We start from the raw sequence: 18,294 nt of genomic DNA, 5'->3' as shown, positions 1-18,294 counted from the left end.
GATACAGGCCGCAGTCGGGGTCAGAAGACCCCTCCCACAGAAACCCGGCTCCGGCCACCGATCGCGAGTCTGGCGCCCCCCTCTGTGGGAGCGGCCTTGGCCGCGACGCGACCGCTGCGGTCCGCAGGCTTCGATACAGTTCGCAGTCGGGATCAGAAGACCCGCCCCCTCTCACAGAAACCCGCGAAGCTTGCCCGTGCTGCGCCTCAGCCGAGCACGCGGGTCATGTAGCAGGCGCCTTCGCCATAGCTTGCAAGCGCCTGCACAGGCACAGTCCCACGCGCCGGTCGGTAGCCGCGCTGCGCCCAGTAGCCGGCGGCATCGCCGACCGCCACCAGGGCGCCGCAGCGAAGTCCGCGGCATGCCGCCGCATCGTGTGCCGCCTCGTACAGCGCGGCCGCAACGCCGCTGCCGCGGGCCGACGCGGCGACCGCGCAGTCATGCAGATACCAGCGCGTCGCCGGCACCGGCAGCGCGGCAAGTTCGGTGTCCAGCGCCGGCGGCTTGCCGTCGTGCCACGGATGCGAAACCAGATAGCCGAGCAGATCGCCGGCCGCTGACTGCGCGACCAGGCAAAGATCCGGTGCCAGCCTCATGCGGTTCAGATAGACGGCAGCGCCCTCGGGTACGAAGGCCGCATCGGCATAGGCGATTGCCTGCAGCGCAAGCACGGCGTCGACATCGTCGGCGCGCATCGGGCGGATGATCGGATGCATCGTTACAGCAAGGCCTCAGGAAATGAAATGCGCGTCGGCACCTCGCGGAGTTGCGACACCTGCGCGCCGTCTCACGATGCAGCGCGCAGTTCCATCCTGCCGTCGGCGACCAGGCCGCGGCCGATCTCGCGCAGGTCCACGCCGATCGGATGCTGGCTCACGCTCAGTCCGAACTCCGGCAGGATGGCCAGCAGGTGGTCGAAGATGTCCGACTGTATGCCTTCGTACTTCGACCACGCGGTGGTGTTGGTGAAGCAGTAGATCTCCAGCGGCAGGCCATCCGGCGTCGGCGCCAGTTGCCGCACCAGCAGCGTCATGTCGCGGTGGATGCCCGGATGCGCGCGCAGCATGCGTTCGACGTAGGCGCGGAAGCAGCCGATATTGGTGACCCGGCGATGATTCACGGCCGCCTTGCCGCGCGCTTCGAGCTGGCGGTTCCAGTCGTCGATCTCGCGCTGTTTCTCGCCCAGATAGTCCTCGAGCAATGCAAAGCGTGCCAGGCCGCGCCGCTCCTCGTCGGACAGGAAACGCACGCTCTGCTGGTCGAGCAGCAGGCTGCGCTTGATGCGGCGACCGCCCGACTCCTGCATGCCGCGCCAGTTCTTGAACGGGTCGGTGATGAAGCGTTTGGTCGGAATGGTGGTGATGGTCTTGTCCCAGTTCTGCACCTTCACCGTGTGCAGCGCGATGTCGATCACGTCGCCGTCGGCGTTGAGCTGCGGCATTTCCACCCAGTCGCCGACGCGCACGATGTCGTTCGACGAAATCTGCACGCTGGCCACCAGCGACAACAGCGTGTCCTGGAACACCAGCATGAGCACCGCAGCCATCGCACCCAGACCGGACAGCAGAATGAGTGGCGAGCGGTCGATCAGCGCAGCCACCATCAGGATGGCGGCGACGACGTACAGCAGGATCTTCACGACCTGGATGTAGCCCTTGATCGGCTTCAGGTGAGCGCCGGGCCGCCGCTCGTACAACGCGTTGAGCCAGCTCAGCAGGGCGCCGATCGCGAGTGCCACGGTGAGCACCATGAAAGCACCGGCCACGTTCTGCACCACGGTGACCGCTGTCGGCGGCACGTCGGGCAGCAGCGCGATGCCGTTGTGCAAGATGAGCGCGGGTACCACATTGGACAGACGGCGCACGACCGTGTCATCGAAGGTACTCTGCCCCTCGCCCACCGGCAGCATGCGCAAAGCGCGTGTGAGCACGCGCAGCAGCACCTTCTTGACGATCCAGTTGGCCGTCCAGGCCAGCAGCGCGATCAGCGCGATACCGATCAGCGCACGCAGCTCCGGCGGGTAATGGTCAAAGGCCTCCATGAGCTCAAGATAGCTCGTCACTGTTGTCTCCCTGTGAATGGCCTGCGGCGGCGGCGCCGCGAAGACGCGCCCGCTCTGTCGGCACGCAGGACCGACAGGCGGAAAGGGCGCAGGGTTCCGCAGATCGGCGCCGCCAGACGGCGGGCCGGCACTGCGCGGATCAGATCACCGGCGCGAGCCAGCGCTTCATGACCGGCTCGGGCATACCTTTGCGCGCCGCCAGATCGGCCACCTGATCGGCGCCCACCTTGGTGATCGCGAAGTACTGCGCGTCCGGGTGGGCGAGGTAGAAGCCGCTCACCGCCGCCGTCGGCAGCATGGCGTAGCTTTCGGTCAGCGACACGCCGATCGCGGCTTCCGCGTCGAGCAGGCGGAACAGGTCGCCCTTCTCGGTGTGGTCCGGGCAGGCCGGATAACCCGGCGCCGGACGGATGCCACGGTACTTCTCGGCGATCAAAGCTGCGTTGTCGAGCTGTTCGTCGCGCGCATAGCCCCAATCCTCGCGCCGCACCTTTGCGTGCAGGTACTCGGCGAAGGCTTCGGCCAGCCGGTCCGCCAGCGCCTTCAGCATGATGCTGCTGTAGTCGTCGTGCGTCTTCTCGAACTCGGCCAGCTTGGTTTCGATGCCGATACCGGCGGTGACGACGAAGGCGCCCGCCCAGTCCGCCACGCCGCTGGCGCGCGGCGCCACGAAGTCAGACAGACAGTAGTGCGGCTTGCCGGCCGGGCGCTCGTGCTGCTGGCGCAGGTTGTGCCAGGTCATCGCGGTGTTCAGGCGCGTCTCGTCGGTATAGAACTCGATGTCGTCGCCGCGGCTGTTGGCCGGCCAGACGCCATACACCGCGCGTGCAACCAGCCACTTGCCGTCGATCACCTGCTGCAGCATGGCCTGCGCGTCGGCCAGCAGCTTGCGTGCTTCCTCGCCGACGATCTCGTCGTCGAGGATGGCTGGATATGGACCCGACAGTTCCCAGGTCTGAAAGAAGGGGCCCCAGTCGATGTAGTCGACCAGCATCGCCAGATCCTGGTCCTCGATCACCTGGCGGCCGATCTTCTGCGGCCGCTCGGGGATCACTTCGCTGCCCCAGCCGCAGCAGTACGCGTTGTCGCGCGCGTCGTTCAGCGACACCAGCTTCTGGCCCTTCTTGGCGGCGTGCTGTTCGCGGATCTTCGCGTAGTCGGCCGCCACTTCTTCGGCATAGGCCGCGCGCTGATCCTTCGACAGCAGGCTGGTGGCGACGCCGACCGCGCGCGAGGCGTCCGGCACATACACGACCGGAGATGCGTAATGCGGCGCAATCTTGATCGCGGTGTGCGCACGCGAAGTGGTGGCGCCGCCGATCAGCAGCGGAATGTCGAAGCCCTCGCGCGTCATTTCCGACGCGACGTGGCTCATCTCTTCCAGCGACGGCGTGATCAGGCCCGACAGGCCGATGATGTCCGCCTTGTGCTCGCGTGCGGTCTGCAGGATGCGGTCGCACGACACCATCACGCCGAGATCGATCACGTCGTAGCCGTTGCAGCCGAGCACCACGCCGACGATGTTCTTGCCGATGTCGTGCACGTCGCCCTTCACCGTCGCCATGACGACGCGGCCCTTGGTTTCGCCGACCTTCTTCGACGCCTCGATGTAGGGCTGCAGATGGGCCACCGCCTGCTTCATCACGCGGGCAGACTTCACCACCTGCGGCAGGAACATCTTGCCGGCGCCGAACAGGTCGCCGACGTGGTTCATGCCGGCCATCAGCGGACCTTCGATCACCGCCAGCGGCGGCTTGCCTTCGGCTTCCAGCCGCGCGCGCACCTCTTCGGTGTCCTCGACGACGAATTCGGTGATGCCCTTGACCAGCGCGTGCTCGAGGCGCTTCTCGACCGGCCATTCGCGCCAGGCCAGATCCTGCGTCGATTCCTTGGCCTGTCCCTTCACCGTGATCGCGAACTCGACCAGCGCGTCGCCGGCACCGGGGTGGCGGTTCAGCACCACGTCCTCGACCTTGTCGCGCAGCGGCTGCGGAATGTCTTCGTAAACGCCGAGTTGGCCGGCGTTCACGATGCCCATCGACAGGCCGTTGCGGATCGCGTGGTACAGGAACACGGTGTGGATGGCTTCGCGCACCGGGTCGTTGCCGCGGAAGGAGAAGCTCACGTTGGACACGCCGCCCGAAGTCTTCGCGTACGGCAGGTTCTTGTGTATCCAGCCGACCGCTTCGATGTAATCGACCGCGTAGTTGTCGTGCTCGGCGATGCCGGTGGCGATCGCGAAGATGTTCGGATCGAAGATGATGTCTTCCGGAGGGAAGCCCACCTGTTCGGTCAGCAGCGTGTAGGCGCGCTGACAGATTTCGGTCTTGCGCTGGTAGGTGTCGGCCTGGCCCTTCTCGTCGAAAGCCATCACGATGACCGCCGCGCCGTAGCGGCGTGCGAGCTTGGCCTGGCGCAGGAACTCCGCCTCGCCTTCCTTCATCGAGATCGAGTTGATGACGCCCTTGCCCTGGATGCACTTCAGGCCGGCTTCGATCACGCTCCACTTCGACGAATCGAGCATGATGGGCACGCGCGAAATGTCCGGCTCGGAGGCGATGAGCTTCAGGAAGCGCTCCATCGCGGCGACCGAATCCAGCATCGCCTCGTCCATGTTGATGTCGATGACCTGGGCGCCGTTCTCGACCTGCTGGCGGGCCACCGCCAGCGCGTCGTCGAACCGCGATTCCAGAATCATTTTCGCGAAGGCGCGCGAGCCGGTCACATTGGTGCGCTCGCCGACGTTCACGAACAGCGAGTCGGCGCCGACATTGAACGCTTCCAGCCCGGACAGGCGCAGCTTGCGTTCGATCTCGGGCACGGGGCGCGGCGGCATGCCGTCCATCGCTTCGGCGAAGGCGCGGATGTGGTCCGGGGTCGTACCGCAGCAGCCGCCGACGATGTTCAGGAAACCCGACTGCGCCCATTCGCGCAGGTGATTCACCATGTCGGCCGGCGTTTCGTCGTACTCGCCGAAGGCATTCGGCAGGCCGGCGTTCGGGTGGGCGGACACGTGCGTGTCGGCCAGGTGCGCCAGTTCCTCGACGTGCTGGCGCATGTCCTTCGGGCCCAGCGCGCAGTTGAAGCCGAAGGAGATCGGATTCGCGTGGCGCAGCGAATTCCAGAACGCCTCGGCGGTCTGGCCGGACAGCGTGCGGCCGGAGGCGTCGGTAATGGTGCCGGAAATCATGACCGGCCAGCGCCGGCCGACCTCGTCGAAGAACTTCTCGACCGCGAACACTGCCGCCTTCGCGTTCAGCGTGTCGAACACGGTTTCGATCAGCAGCAGGTCGGCGCCGCCTTCAGTCAGGCCACGCGCGGCGGCGACGTAGTCATCGACCAGCTGGTCGAAACTCACGTTGCGGAAGCCCGGATCGTTCACGTCCGGCGACAGCGAACAGGTGCGCGAGGTCGGGCCGAGCACGCCGGCGACGAAGCGCGGCTTGTCCGGGTTCTTCGCGGTGTACTCGTCGCACGCCTCGCGCGCGATGCGCGCGCCTTGGACGTTCAGCTCGTGCACGATGGATTCCAGGCCATATTCGGCCTGCGAAATCACCGTCGCGTTGAAGGTGTTGGTTTCGATGATGTCCGCGCCGGCCTCGAGATAGGCCGCGTGGATGCCGCGGATCACGTCCGGCCGCGTCAGCAGCAGCAGGTCGTTGTTGCCCTTGAGGTCCTTCGGGTGATCGGCGAAGCGTGTGCCACGGTAGTCGGCCTCGACCAGCCGGTGCTTCTGCACCATGGTGCCCATCGCGCCATCCAGAATCAGGATGCGGCGGGCCATCAGGGCCTTGAGCTGTTCGGTGCAGTCTGGACGAATCATCGGTCTCTCCGTGGAGCGGCGACCCGTGATCATCGAAAGGCAGGGAACAGAAACGAAAAACCCGCCGAACGCGGAAAGCGTGCTGACGGGTCGTGGGCAGCTCGCTTTAGCGGCATTTATAACGCGCCCGCAAGCTGGAGGCTCAAATCGGCGCGGACCCGCACCTTAAGGGGGTGCGGGGTTCAAGTCAAGTTTCAGCGGACGTCCATCGACAGTATCCAGCCAACCAGCTTGCCGGCGTCGGCTTCGTTGATCGCCACCGCATTGGGCGGCATCGCCAGCCCTGCGGCCTTGCCCTTCCAGTGGCTGTCGTAGGGGTTGGAGCCCTTCATCACGGTCTGCACCAACTGCTTCTGGGCGTCCTTCACGCCGTAGTAGCGCGCAGCCACGTCGCGCCACGGCGGGCCAACCGGCTTGTCGGCCTTGGTCGACGGCTCGACGCTGTGACAGACGGTGCAGCCGCTGCTGGCGGCGAGCTTCAGCATCGAAGCATCCTTGGACGGATCGGCCATCGCCGGGCTGCTGCCGAGCGCGAGCGACAAGGCACCTGCTGCAACTGCGTAACGGAAGGTGTTCATGGTCTTTCTCCCTGATGAATGTAGGCGTCCGGTGCCGTGACGGTTCTCGTGAAACCGTTGCGGCATCTCATGTCGCCACGCTAATCCCCCACTCCCGATAGGGGATTGACGTGCATCAAGGGCGTGCTGCGGCGCAAAAACTATCGCTTCGCACGCGAAAGAACGACCCGTTCAGAAGCAGTTCGCCTCGGCCAGGCCGAGCCGGCAACTCCACTGGAACTGTTCGCGCGCCTGCTTGATCGAGCGCTGGAACATCGCGGTCGGCTCGGCCAGGATGGCGTCCGGCAGCGGCACGGCCGGGACCGCACCGCTGCTGTTGGTGAAGAAGCGCAGGAAGCAGGTTTCTTCCCTGTCGCAGCTCTGTTCGATCACGCGGTTGTAGTAGGCGCGGTCGCGCGCCGACGCTTCGGGCACGACGATGAACTGCATCAGGCCGAGGCGGCCGGCGACGATCCAGTCCTGCGTGTTCGCCGGCTCCTGCCCGGCATTCGCGCCGGCAGACAGCGTGAGCGCACAGAACAGCGCGCACAGCATGCGTTTCATGGCTTCTCCTCCGGATCGGCGCAAACGCGCCGCTTGCCGGTCAGACCGGCCCGGCGCTGCCCGGTTCGTCGTCGGTGCCGGCGCGGCGCGTGCGCAGGCTGCCCTCGACCATGCGGTACTCGAACAGCCGGCATTCAAGCGCGCCGTTGAACAGCGGCGTGCGCCGGCTGGCCTTCAGCTTGATCAGCTTGGGGAAGTCGGGATCGGCGGTGATGAAATGGCAGCGCCAGCCGGCGTAGCGCTGCTTCAGCAGGTCGCCCAGCTTCGGGTAGAAGGCGTCCAGCGCCGGTTTGTCTTCCAGCCGCACGCCGTAGGGCGGGTTGGTCACCATGACGCCGTGGTCGGCCGGCGGATCGCGGTCAAGCACATCCGCGCCCTCCACCCGCACCACCCAGGGCAGCTTCGCCGCCTGCAGGTTTTCCTTGGTGCGAGCCAGTTCGCGGCCGGAAATGTCGGAGCCGAAGATGGGCAGTTCGCGCGGTGGCTGGGCGCGCGCGGCGGCGGCATCACGTATCGTCGTCCATACGGCCGCGCTGAATGGCGTGAGCTTTTCGAAGGCGAAGCTGCGACCCAGGCCGGGCGCGATGTCGAGCGCCATCTGCGCGGCTTCGATCAGGAAGGTGCCGCTGCCGCACATCGGATCGAAGAAAGGCTCCACCCGGTCCCAGCCGGACAGCATGATGATGCCGGCGGCGAGGTTTTCCTTGATCGGCGCCTCGACCGCCGCCACCTTGAAGCCGCGCTTGTACAGCGGCTCGCCCGAGGTATCGAGGTAGAGCGTGGCTTCGCGGTCGGTCAGGAAGACGTGGGCGCGCACGTCCGGATTGGCGGTATCGATGCTGGGCCGCTGCCGGGTCTGTTCGCGCATGCGGTCGCAGATCGCGTCCTTCACGCGCAGCGTCACGAAATCAACGCTCTTCAGCGGCGAGCGCACCGCGGTCGTGTAGACGCGCAGCGTGCGCTTGGGGCTGAACCAGCGCTCCCACGGCAGGCCGTAGGCGAGCTTGAAGATGTCGTGTTCCTTGCGGTACGGCCCCTGGCCGACGCGCCACAGCACGCGGGTGGCGATGCGGCTTTCCAGGTTGACGGTGTAGGCCAGCTTCCAGTCGCCGGTGAAGCCGACGCCGCCCGGCACGACCTTGACTTCGGCGGCGCCGAGCCGCGTCAGCTCGTCGGCCAGCACCGGTTCGAGGCCGCGCGGACAGGGCGAGAAGAAGTACTGGCCGGACTTCAGTTCCGGCTCCTCGCGGACGACGCGACGGACGGCGCGCACGCCGGGCTTGGGGGCATTCGATGCGTTCGGTGGTGTGTTCATGGATCAGAAAGGCTTCAGCACGACGAGGATGACGACCACGAACAACACCAGCACTGGTGCTTCGTTGAACCAGCGGTACCACACGTGGCTGCGCGTGTTGCGCCCGGCCTCGAAGTCGCGCAGCAGGCGCGCGCAGTAGTGGTGATAGCCGACCAGCAGCAGCACCAGCGTGAGCTTGGCGTGCATCCAGCCGCCGGAAATGCCTTCGCCCAGCCACAGCCAGAGGCCGAAACCGACCGCCAGCCCGGCCAGCGGCCCCATGAAGCGCAGCAGCTTGCGCGACATCAGCAGCAGGCGGTCGCGCACCGCGGTTTCGTCCGGCCCGAGCATGGCCAGATTGACGAAGATGCGCGGCAGGTAGAACAGGCCGGCGAACCAGCTGGTGACGAAAACGATGTGCAGGGCCTTGGCCCACAGGTAGCTGCTTTGCATGGTCGACAGGATCAGGAGGTCGTGGAAGGGGTTTTCAGTGCGGCGGCGAGCACGGCGTCGACGTCGGGCCGGGCCAGCCGGACGCGCAGTTCGCGCTTCATGCGGCGGTTGTCGAGCACGCGCGACTCACCCATGAAGGAAAGCGTCATCGGCGACAGCTTCTGCGCCGCTTCTGCGCGCGTGACGCGCGGCGGTCGCGGCAGCGCGAAGGCGTCGGCGACGCGGTCGAAATAGTCGGCCATCTTCAGCCGGGTGTCGTCGCTGGCGTTGAAGGTGCGGCCGCCGCGGGCGCGGTGCAGCGCGGCCCAGGCCAGGCGGGCGAGATCTCCAGCGTCGATGTGATTGGTGTGCACGTCGTCGTCGGCCTGCAGCACCGGATCACCACGCTGCAGCCGCTCCAGCGGCAGGCGGTCCGGCCCGTAGATGCCGGGCGCCCGCAGGATGGACACGGCAACGCCGCGCCGCGCCAGCGTGCGCACGGCGCGCTCGGCATCGACCCGTCGCTTGCCGCGCGCGCTGGCCGGCCGCAACGGCCGGCTCTCCGGCACGAGGGCACCGCCGCAGTCGCCGTAGACGCCGCTGGTGCTGATGTAACAGAGCCGACGCACGCGACCGGCGCGCGCCAGCGTGTCGACCAGCGCCCGGCTGCGCGGGTCGGTCGCCGACCCCGAATTCGGCGGTGGCGCGAAATGCCACACCCGGCTGGCGAGCGCGGCAACGCGCCGAAGGCTGCGCCGCTCATCGAGGTCGGCGCGCACGCAGCGCACGCCCAGCGGGCGCAAGTCGGCCGCCGCGGCGTCGCTGCGCACCAGCGCCAGCACGCGTATCCGGCGGGCAAGCCACGGCAGGGCGCGACGCGCAACGTCGCCACAGCCTACAATCAGCAGTCTTGACCGGGCGCCGCACCAGTTTGCGGGGGTGGCGCGTCGCGGTCTGCTCGTCATCTTCATTACCGGATTGTCTCACGCAGCCATGTCCTATCAGGTCACGCTCCAGCCCAGCCAGCATCACTTCACCACCGATTCCGAAACCCGCCTGCTCGACGCCGCCCTGGCCGCCGGCTTCAACCTGCCCTACGGCTGCCGCAACGGCGCCTGCGGTTCGTGCAAGGGCAAGGTGCTGTCGGGCACCGTCGATTACGGCAAGTACCAGGCCGCCAAGCTGACCGAGGCCGAGAAGGCCCAGGGCTATGCGCTGTTCTGCGTCGCCACCGCCTGTTCGGACCTGCAGCTGGAATGCCGCGAAGTGGGCGGTCTGAAGGACATCGCCGTACGCACGCTGCCCACCCGCGTGCAGGAGATGCAGAAGCTCGCGCCCGACGTGATGCTGCTCAAACTGAAGTTGCCGGCCAACGAACGCCTGCAGTTCCTGGCCGGCCAGTACATCGACTTCCTGCTGAAGGAAGGCAAGCGCCGCAGCTTCTCGATTGCCAATGCGCCGCACGACGACGAATTCATCACGCTGCACATCCGCGAAGTGCCGGGCGGCCATTTCACCGGTCACGTGTTCGGTGCGATGAAGGAACGCGACATCCTGCGTTTCGAAGGCCCGCACGGCAGTTTCTTCCTGCGCGAGGACGTCGAGCGGCCGGTGGTCATGCTGGCCGGTGGCACCGGTTTCGCGCCGATCAAGGCGGTGATCGAGCACGCGATCAAGATCGGCTACACGCAGCCGATCACGCTTTACTGGGGTGCGCGCACGAAGCAGGATCTGTACATGCACGAACTGGCCCAGAGCTGGGTCGGCGCCCTGCCCGGCTTCCGCTATGTGCCGGTGCTGTCGGAGCCGGCAGCCGGTGACGCGTGGGACGGCCGCACAGGCTTCGTCCATCAGGTCGTCATGGCCGATCTGCCCGACCTGTCGGGTCATCAGGTCTATGCCTGTGGCGGCCCGGCGATGATCGATGCGGCGAAGGAGGACTTCACCCGCCAGTGCCGTCTGCCGATAGAACACTTTCACGCTGATTCCTTCACCTATTCAACGTAATCGACGTAATGGACCAGGACGTTTTCTTCACCCGGGAACCGGTGGTCAACAAGCAGCGGGCGATCACTGCCACACGGCTGCGCGTGCACGCACCCGACTGCGCGACGGCGGTGGCCGCGCTCGAATCGATCGGCGATGACTGGCCGCTGGCGCGCCCGGTCTTCGTCGGCCTCGCCGGCTGCCGGCCGGACGCCACGCTGGCCGACTGGATCGCGCCCGAAGGCGCCATGCTGGAGGTCGCCGCGCCCTCGCTGGCCGACCCGGTGACCGCGCAGGCGGTTTCGCAACTGGCTCAGTCAGGCCTGCCGCTGGTGCTGTCCGACTACAAGGCCGGCACCGACATACCGGCCGGCCTCGCCTTCCGCTTCGTGATGGCCGACGCCCGCGTGCAGCCGGTCACCATCCGCGTGCCGGGCATCCTGATCGCCACCGGCATCGACGAGCCGGCCGCCTTCGACGCCGCGATCAAGGCCGGTTACGGCGGTGCCGCCGGCTGGTTCTTCAAGGCCGGACAGACCACGGCGAAGAAGCTCGCACCGGCGCACGCGCAGATCGTGCGCGTGCTGAATCTGGTCCGCCGCAACGCCGACCCGAAGCAGATCGAGGACGCGATGAAGCAGGACGTGGCGCTGTCCTTCAAGCTGCTGCGCTACATCAATTCGGCCGGCTTCGGCCTGATGTGCCAGGTGCAGTCCTTCCGCCACGCGGTGGTCATCCTCGGCTACGAAAAGCTGAACAAGTGGCTGTCGCTGCTGCTGGTGACCGCCGGCAAGGACCCGTCGGCGCCGGCGCTGATGCAGGCGGCGATCGCCCGCGGCCGGCTGATGGAGGTACTGGGCGCCGAGTTCTTCCCGCGCGAGGAACACGACAACCTGTTCATCACCGGCGCCTTTTCGCTGCTCGACCGCCTGCTCGGCGCGCCGATGGACAAGGTGCTGGAAGAAATGTCGCTGCCGGACCGCATCAGCGATGCCCTGCTCGGCCAGGACGGCGCCTATACCCCCTTCCTGAAGCTGGCCCGTGCCTGCGAGGACGCCTCGGCGGACGCGCTGTCTGAACTGACGCACGCACTCGGCCTGAGCGCCGATGCCGTCAATCGCGCCCAGCTGTCGGCGCTGAAGTTCGCCGACACGCTGGAGTTCTGAGTTCCGGTTCCGAAGACCGCGCAGCGGAGGCCGCTCCCGCGGTGTGAGTCCCGGCCGTATCAGGCCTTCGACAGTGCCTTCAGGGCCTGGCGGATGCCATCCGACACGCTGACGCCTTCCGGCAGCGTCTTCAGCGCCGCCTGCGCCTCGCGGTCGCTGTAGCCGAGCGCCATCAGCGCGTTCAGGATGTCGGCGCCGGCATCGGGCGCGACCGCGGCAGCCAGCGACGCGGTGGGCATCAGCTTGTCGCGAAGTTCCAGCAGCAGGCGCTCGGCGGTCTTCTTGCCGATGCCCGGAATCTTGGTCAGCCGGCCCGCCTCCTGCATCGCCACCACGCGCGCAAGTTCATCGACCGACATGCCCGACAGCACGGCCAGCGCCATGCGCGGGCCGATGCCGCTGATCTTCACCAGCTGGCGGAAAGCCGCCAGCTCGGCCGGCGCGCCGAAGCCGAACAGGAAATGCCCGTCCTCGCGCACGACGAAATGCGTGTGCAGCGTCACCCGCTCGCCGATGGCGGGCAGGTTGTAGAAGGTGCTCATCGGCACATCGACTTCATAGCCCACGCCCTGCACGTCGAGCAGGATGCGCGGCGGGTTCTTTTCCAGCAGTGAGCCGGTGAGGCGACCGATCATGAAAACTCCGGGAGACTGTGGGCGCTTGCCGCGACGGATGCGGTCAGGCCGGACGACGCGCGATGATACGCCCGCCGCGACGGCGCGCGCCGGGGCCGCCGATGGCGCCCATGCCACGCGCAGCGTGCGCGTGGCAGATGGCGCAGGCCAGCGCGTCTGCGGCGTCGGTGCCGGGCGCCGCGGCCAGCGCCAGCAGGCGGGCCACCATGTACTGCACCTGTTCCTTGTTCGCCTTGCCGTGCCCGACCACCGCCTGCTTCACCTGCAGCGCGGTGTACTCGGCGACCGGCAGGCCGGTGGCGGTCAGCGCCGACAGCGCGGCACCGCGCGCCTGGCCGAGCAGCAGCGTCGATTGCGGGTTCACGTTCACGAAGACGATTTCCACCGCCGCATGCGTCGGCTGCCAGGTGTCGACCACCTCGCGGATGCCAGCGAACAGCGTGGCGATGCGCGACGGCAGCGGCTCGCGTTCGTTCGAGGTGATGCGGCCGCTGGCGACGTAACGCAGCTTCGCGCCCTCGGCTTCGAGCACGCCGAAGCCAGTGATGCGCAGGCCGGGATCGATGCCCAGTATGCGCATGCCGCTCACTGCACGATGCCGCTGCCGGCGTTGATGCGCTCGAGTTGCTCGCGGATGCGGATCGGGTCGTCGGAACGCAGCAGCTTGATCACGCGCGGCGCGATGTCGCCGCAGTCGCAGCGCAGTACCTCGCGCTTCACTTCAAGTAGCTGCGACGGATGCATCGAGAACTGGCGCAGGCCCATGCCCAGCAGCAGGCGCGCGAACTGCGGCTCGCCGGCCATTTCGCCGCACACCGCCACCGGCATGCCGGCCCGCTTGGCCTGCGCGATCACCTGCTGCACCAGACGCAGGACGGCCGGATGCAGCGGGTCGTAAAGGTGCGCCACCGCCTCGTCGGCGCGGTCGATCGCCAGCGTGTACTGGATCAGGTCGTTGGTGCCGATGGACAGGAAGCTGAAGTGGTTCATCAGGGTGCCGAGCGCCAGCGCCGCAGCCGGGATCTCGACCATGGCACCGATCTCGACACGGTCGTCGAACTTGCGGTTCGCCTCACGCAGCTGCTGCTTGGCCAGCGCGACCATCGCCAGCGCCGATTCGATCTCGTGCTGGAAGGCCACCATGGGCAGCATGATGCGCACCTTGCCGTAGTGCGCGGCGCGCAGGATGGCGCGCAGCTGGGTGACGAACATGCGCGGCTCGGCCAGGCAGTAGCGGATCGCGCGCAGACCCAGCGCCGGGTTCGCCTCGCTGCGTTCGGCGCCGCGCAGCGCCTTGTCGGCGCCGATGTCCAGCGTGCGCAGGGTGACCGGCTTGCCCTTCATCGCCTGCACCACGCTGCGGTAGGCCTCGAACTGTTCGTCTTCGTCCGGCAGGTCGTCGCGGTTCAGGAACATGAACTCGGTGCGGAACAGGCCGATGCCGTCGGCCTCGACCTCGCGCACCTGTTCGACGTCCTGCGGCAGTTCGATGTTGGCGAACAGTTGCACCGCCTCGCCGTCGAGCGTGGTGGCAACGGCGCCGGTCAGGCGCTTCAGCTTCGAGCGCTCAATCTCGATCTCGCGCGCACGCAGCCGGTATTCGTCGAGGATGCGCTCGTCCGGATTGATGATGAGCACACCGCGCACGCCGTCGACGATGAGCATGTCGTCGTCCTGGATCAGCCGGCGCGCCTGATGCATGCCGACCAGCGCGGGAATCGCCAGGCTGCGGGCGACGATGGCGGTGTGCGAGGTGGCACCGCCGAGGTCGGTCACGAAGGCCGCGATGCGCTGCGCCTTGAACTGTATGGTGTCGGCCGGGGACAGGTCGTGTGCGACGACGATGCTGTCGGTGTCGCGCCGGCGGGTACTGACGCGATTGCGCTTGCCGGCCAGCGCCTTGATCACGCGCTCGACCACCTGCACCACGTCGGCGCTGCGGCTGCGCAGGTAGGCGTCGTCGATCTGTTCGAACTGCTCGACCAGCCGGTCCATCTGCCGCTTGATCGCCCACTCGGCGTTGCAGCGACGGCTGCGGATGTACGCGCCGGCCTCGTCGAGCAGCAGCGGATCGTCGAGAATCATGCTGTGCAGGTCGACGAAAGCGAGCAGTTCGCCGCGCGCCTCGGTGCCGTCGTTCAGCAGGCCGCTGCGCAGCTCGGCCAGTTCGGCGCGCACGGCGTCGAAGGCGCGGCCCAGCCGGACCACTTCGTCATCGACCTTGCGCGGCGGCAGCGAATAATGGGCCACCTCGAGCGTCGCGTGCGACACCAGATAGGCGTGGCCGATCGCGATGCCGCCGGAAACGGCGAGACCGTGCAGCGTGAAGGTCACTTACTCGCCCTCGCCGAACTTGTCCTCGATCAGCGCGACCAGTGCAGCCATGGCAGCGTCGGCGTCGGCGCCTTCGGTCTCGATGACGATGACCGAGCCCTTGGCGGCCGCCAGCATCATGACACCCATGATGCTCTTCGCATTGATGCGTCGCCCATTGCGCTCCAGCCACACCTCGCAGCCGTGACGGCTGGCGATCTGGGTCAGCTTGGCCGAGGCGCGCGCGTGCAGGCCCAGCTTGTTGGTGATTTCGATCTCACGTCTTGGCATCGCGCCCCACCTTCATCGCCATCACTCCGTCACGGCCACCGCTGACCGCCTTGTTGACCAGCCCGTGCAGCGTTTCGCGCTCGCGATAGGTCAGCGTGCGCAGCAGCATGGGCAGATTGACGCCGGACACCGCCTCGACCTTGTCCGGCACGCACAGCTTGAGCGCCAGATTGGACGGCGTTGCGCCGAAGATATCGGTCAGCAGCAGCACGCCTTCCCCGCTGTCGACGACGGACATCATCCGTCGCGCCAGCGGCAGCAGGTCCAGCGGATCGTCCTGCCCGGACACGCCGAGCTGCGCGATCTGCGCCGGCCGTGTGTTGAGCACGTGGCAGGCGCACTGGATCAGCGACTCGCCGTAGCTGCTGTGCGTAATGAGGAACAGGCCGATCATCGTTTGAATTCTCCCTTGGCGGCATTCTAAGCGCTGCAACCGGCTTGAACCGGGATGCCGGCACGGCGAACTGCGCAGATCAGAAGCGGGCGCAGCGCTCGCAAGGCACCTGTACCACGGCGTGGTCTTCCAGCCGCACCGCGGTGAGCTCGCCGCCCCACAGGCAACCCGAGTCCAGCGCGATCAGATTGGAAGCGCGGCGATAGCCCAGCGCCGACCAGTGGCCGCACACGACGGTGTGCGTGCGCCAGCGCGCGGCCTCAACGTCGAACCACGGCAGGTGTCCGGGCGGAGGCTCGTCCGGCGACCCCTTGCTGAAGAACTCCATGTGACCGGCCGGCGTGCAGAAGCGCATGCGCGTAAGCGCATTGACGATGACGCGCAGGCGGTCCCAGCCGGTCAGCGTATCGCTCCAGGCTGCCGGTTCGCTGCCCCACATGCGGTGCATGAACTCGGCGTGCTGCGGCCCGCGCAGCGCGTCCTCGACCTCGCGCGCGAGCAGCATCGCCTGCACCACGTCCCACTGCGGCAGCAGGCCCGCATGCACCATCGCGAATCCGCCCTCGACGTGCATCATCGGCCGCTCGCGCAACCAGGCCAGCAGCTCGTCGCGGTCAGGCGCGTCGAGTACGTGGTGGAAGGTGTCCAGCCGGTGCTGTTTGCCGTGACCGGCGGCGATCATCAGCAGCGACAGGTCGTGGTTGCCGAGCACGGTCACCGCAGCGTCGCCGAGATCGCGCACGAAACGCAGGGTTTCCAGCGACTTCGGACCACGATTGACCAGATCGCCGACAAACCACAGCCGGTCACGACGGCGATCGAAGCCGCAGCGCTCGAGCAGCGTTTCGAGCGGGTCGAAACAACCCTGCAGATCGCCGATCGCCCAGGTGCTCATGCGCCGGTACCGCTGCGAACCTCGCCGGACGGGGCCGGCGACGGTGCCGGGCCGTCACCCTGCGGTACGTATTCCGGCACCCATTGCGCCAGTTCGGCGCGCACGGCGGCCGGCTCGGCCGGCAAGGGGCCGGTCAGCCAGCGCTCGAGCCGGCCCAGCCACAGTGCGTCGTCGATCGCCCGCGCACGCGCGATGCGCACCTTCGGGTGATGGGTGGGGCGCGTCGTCTCGTCGCTGGCCAACAGCTCCTCGTACAACTTTTCGCCCGGGCGCAGTCCAGTGAACTCGATCTTCACCTCGGATTCCGACGCACCGGACAGGCGAATCATGTCGCGCGCCAGATCGGCAATGCGCACCGGTTCGCCCATGTCGAGCACGAAAATCTCCCCGCCCTCGCCCATCAGCGCCGCCTGCAGCACCAGTTGTGCCGCCTCGGGGATGGACATGAAGTAACGGATGATGTCCGGGTGAGTGACCGTGACCGGACCGCCACGGGCGATCTGTTCCTGGAACTTCGGGATGACGCTGCCGGCACTGCCCAGTACGTTGCCGAAGCGCACCGTACTGAACAGGGTATCGCCACCGCGCGCCGCCAGCGCCTGGCAGCCCATCTCGGCCAGCCGCTTGGTCGCGCCCATCACGTTGACCGGATTCACCGCCTTGTCGGTCGACACCAGCACGAAACGCGGTACGCCGCTGGCCTGCGCAGCCCGTGCCGCGGCCAGCGTGCCGCCGACGTTGTTGCGCACGGCTTCCGCCGCGTTCACATCCTCCATCAGCGGCACATGCTTGTAAGCCGCCGCATGAAACACCACCACTGGCCTGAAGCGCGACATCGTCGCCAGCAGGCGGGCTTCCTCGCGCACATCTCCGATCACCGGCTCGATACGCACGTGCGGAAACAGCTCGGCGAACTCCTCGACCAGCGTGTACAGGAAGAACTCGCTGCGCTCAAAGGCGACGATGGCCGACGGCGAGAACCGTGCGATCTGGCGGCAAAGCTCGGAACCGATCGAACCGCCAGCGCCGGTGACCATCACCACCTGTCCCTCGATCAGCTGACGCAGTCGCGGCGCATCGATCTTGACCGGATCGCGACCGAGCAGATCCTCGACCTCGACCTCGCGTACTGCAGCAACCGCCACCTTGCCGCTGATCAGGTCGTCAAAGGACGGCACTGTCATCGGCTTTACGCCGGCACGCACGCAGGCGTTCGCCGCTTCGCGCCGCACCTCGTGCGACGCGTTGGGCATGGCGATGATGGCGTGCGACACCTTCAACTCGCGTGCGAAGCGCTCGAGATCGCGGATCGCGCCAAGCACCCGGAGTCCATATACGGTGCGATCGTGCTTGCGGATGTTGTCATCGAGCAGGCCGACCACGCGCCATTGTCCTGACCGGACCAGTTCGCGCAACAGACGAACCGCCGCCTCGCCAGCACCGAGGATGAGTACCGGCTTGCCTTTGGCCATCAGCGACCCGAACTCGCGGTGCTCGCGCCATGCGCGATAGGCGAAGCGACCGCCGCCCATCAGCATCAGCAACAGGATAGGATCGAGCACATAGACAGAGCGCGGCACCACGCCCTTGCCCTGCAGCAGCCAAACGACGACCGGTCCGAGCACGGCGGCCGCACCGATCGCACGAACCAGCCGCTGCAGATCGGGCAGGCTGGCAAAGCGCCAGATGCCCTGATAGAGGCCGAAACCGCGGAATACCAAGGCTTGCACGGCGACGATGAAGGGCATCGCGTACAGCATGCTGTGCTCGAAATTGGGTGGAATAGCGAAGTTGAAGCGCAGCAGGAAGGCGCCCCACCATGCCAAGGCGGCAAGCGAAACGTCACTCAGGAAGACGAGAGCAGAACGTGAAAACGGCATGT

17 protein-coding genes and 1 riboswitch are annotated in these 18,294 nt (G+C 67.1%); of the genes, 2 read left to right on the top strand and 15 right to left on the bottom strand.

Annotation, left to right across the window (positions count from 1 at the left end):
- Nucleotides 1-206 precede the first annotated feature (206 nt).
- From WDZ97_RS17245 to WDZ97_RS17210, 8 genes are all read right to left on the bottom strand, one after another.
- Nucleotides 207-716: a GNAT family N-acetyltransferase gene (locus tag WDZ97_RS17245; protein WP_425763570.1), complete on the bottom strand. Its 510-nt coding sequence runs from the start codon at nucleotides 714-716 to the stop codon at nucleotides 207-209.
- A gap of 71 nt (nucleotides 717-787) precedes the next feature.
- The gene (locus WDZ97_RS17240) at nucleotides 788-2,062 is read right to left on the bottom strand and encodes a mechanosensitive ion channel family protein (protein ID WP_425763569.1); all 1,275 of its coding nucleotides are present in this window, start codon (nucleotides 2,060-2,062) and stop codon (nucleotides 788-790) included.
- 139 nt (nucleotides 2,063-2,201) lie between these two features.
- On the bottom strand, nucleotides 2,202-5,885 hold the full coding sequence (metH, locus tag WDZ97_RS17235; protein WP_425763568.1) for a methionine synthase: 3,684 nt from the start codon (nucleotides 5,883-5,885) through the stop codon (nucleotides 2,202-2,204).
- A gap of 85 nt (nucleotides 5,886-5,970) precedes the next feature.
- Nucleotides 5,971-6,049, bottom strand: a riboswitch (SAM riboswitch).
- A 30-nt stretch (nucleotides 6,050-6,079) separates the two neighbouring features.
- A complete protein-coding gene (locus WDZ97_RS17230; protein WP_425763567.1) occupies nucleotides 6,080-6,463 on the bottom strand; it encodes a c-type cytochrome in 384 nt (127 codons plus the stop codon).
- A 171-nt stretch (nucleotides 6,464-6,634) separates the two neighbouring features.
- A complete protein-coding gene (locus WDZ97_RS17225; protein ID WP_341929078.1) occupies nucleotides 6,635-7,006 on the bottom strand; it encodes a hypothetical protein in 372 nt (123 codons plus the stop codon).
- A gap of 40 nt (nucleotides 7,007-7,046) precedes the next feature.
- Nucleotides 7,047-8,321 (bottom strand): THUMP domain-containing class I SAM-dependent RNA methyltransferase, encoded by a 1,275-nt coding sequence (locus tag WDZ97_RS17220; RefSeq protein WP_425763566.1) that lies wholly within the window; start codon nucleotides 8,319-8,321, stop codon nucleotides 7,047-7,049.
- Nucleotides 8,322-8,324: 3 nt separating this feature from the next.
- Nucleotides 8,325-8,753, bottom strand: a complete 429-nt coding sequence (locus tag WDZ97_RS17215) for a CopD family protein (RefSeq protein ID WP_425763565.1) — start codon at nucleotides 8,751-8,753, stop codon at nucleotides 8,325-8,327.
- A gap of 11 nt (nucleotides 8,754-8,764) precedes the next feature.
- Nucleotides 8,765-9,703 carry an SDR family oxidoreductase gene (locus WDZ97_RS17210; RefSeq protein ID WP_425763564.1) on the bottom strand — a complete coding sequence of 313 codons (939 nt, stop codon included), beginning with the start codon at nucleotides 9,701-9,703 and terminating at the stop codon, nucleotides 8,765-8,767.
- Between the two features lie 22 nt (nucleotides 9,704-9,725).
- On the opposite strand from WDZ97_RS17210, the gene WDZ97_RS17205 reads away from it, so the two are divergent.
- Both WDZ97_RS17205 and WDZ97_RS17200 read left to right on the top strand, forming a co-directional pair.
- Nucleotides 9,726-10,739: a CDP-6-deoxy-delta-3,4-glucoseen reductase gene (locus tag WDZ97_RS17205; RefSeq protein ID WP_425763563.1), complete on the top strand. Its 1,014-nt coding sequence runs from the start codon at nucleotides 9,726-9,728 to the stop codon at nucleotides 10,737-10,739.
- Between the two features lie 8 nt (nucleotides 10,740-10,747).
- Nucleotides 10,748-11,884, top strand: coding sequence for an EAL and HDOD domain-containing protein (locus WDZ97_RS17200; protein ID WP_425763562.1), 1,137 nt, complete (start codon nucleotides 10,748-10,750; stop codon nucleotides 11,882-11,884).
- A gap of 59 nt (nucleotides 11,885-11,943) precedes the next feature.
- Here the strand turns inward: WDZ97_RS17200 and ruvA are convergent, their stop codons facing one another.
- The 7 genes from ruvA to WDZ97_RS17165 all read right to left on the bottom strand — a co-directional run bounded on the left by ruvA (nucleotide 11,944) and on the right by WDZ97_RS17165 (nucleotide 18,292).
- A complete protein-coding gene (gene ruvA, locus WDZ97_RS17195; RefSeq protein WP_304001560.1) occupies nucleotides 11,944-12,519 on the bottom strand; it encodes a Holliday junction branch migration protein RuvA in 576 nt (191 codons plus the stop codon).
- A gap of 43 nt (nucleotides 12,520-12,562) precedes the next feature.
- A complete protein-coding gene (gene ruvC, locus WDZ97_RS17190; protein ID WP_029644358.1) occupies nucleotides 12,563-13,099 on the bottom strand; it encodes a crossover junction endodeoxyribonuclease RuvC in 537 nt (178 codons plus the stop codon).
- A gap of 5 nt (nucleotides 13,100-13,104) precedes the next feature.
- Nucleotides 13,105-14,853 carry a phosphoenolpyruvate--protein phosphotransferase gene (gene ptsP, locus WDZ97_RS17185; protein WP_425763561.1) on the bottom strand — a complete coding sequence of 583 codons (1,749 nt, stop codon included), beginning with the start codon at nucleotides 14,851-14,853 and terminating at the stop codon, nucleotides 13,105-13,107.
- On the bottom strand, nucleotides 14,854-15,123 hold the full coding sequence (locus WDZ97_RS17180) for an HPr family phosphocarrier protein (protein WP_019915688.1): 270 nt from the start codon (nucleotides 15,121-15,123) through the stop codon (nucleotides 14,854-14,856). It lies immediately after the preceding gene.
- Nucleotides 15,110-15,517: a PTS sugar transporter subunit IIA gene (locus tag WDZ97_RS17175; RefSeq protein WP_019915689.1), complete on the bottom strand. Its 408-nt coding sequence runs from the start codon at nucleotides 15,515-15,517 to the stop codon at nucleotides 15,110-15,112. The genes WDZ97_RS17180 and WDZ97_RS17175 overlap by 14 nt, the downstream gene beginning before the upstream one ends.
- Before the next feature lie 79 nt (nucleotides 15,518-15,596).
- On the bottom strand, nucleotides 15,597-16,412 hold the full coding sequence (locus WDZ97_RS17170; RefSeq protein WP_425763560.1) for a symmetrical bis(5'-nucleosyl)-tetraphosphatase: 816 nt from the start codon (nucleotides 16,410-16,412) through the stop codon (nucleotides 15,597-15,599).
- Nucleotides 16,409-18,292, bottom strand: coding sequence for a polysaccharide biosynthesis protein (locus tag WDZ97_RS17165; protein WP_425763559.1), 1,884 nt, complete (start codon nucleotides 18,290-18,292; stop codon nucleotides 16,409-16,411). Before WDZ97_RS17165 ends, WDZ97_RS17170 begins: the two co-directional genes overlap by 4 nt.
- Nucleotides 18,293-18,294: the final 2 nt, after the last annotated feature.

This window comes from Methyloversatilis sp. MC4-4 (genome assembly GCF_049843555.1).
Lineage (GTDB): Bacteria > Pseudomonadota > Gammaproteobacteria > Burkholderiales > Rhodocyclaceae > Methyloversatilis > Methyloversatilis discipulorum_B.
The sequence above is the reverse complement of the archived record's forward strand: the minus strand, read 5'-3'. Positions and strand labels throughout refer to the sequence as shown.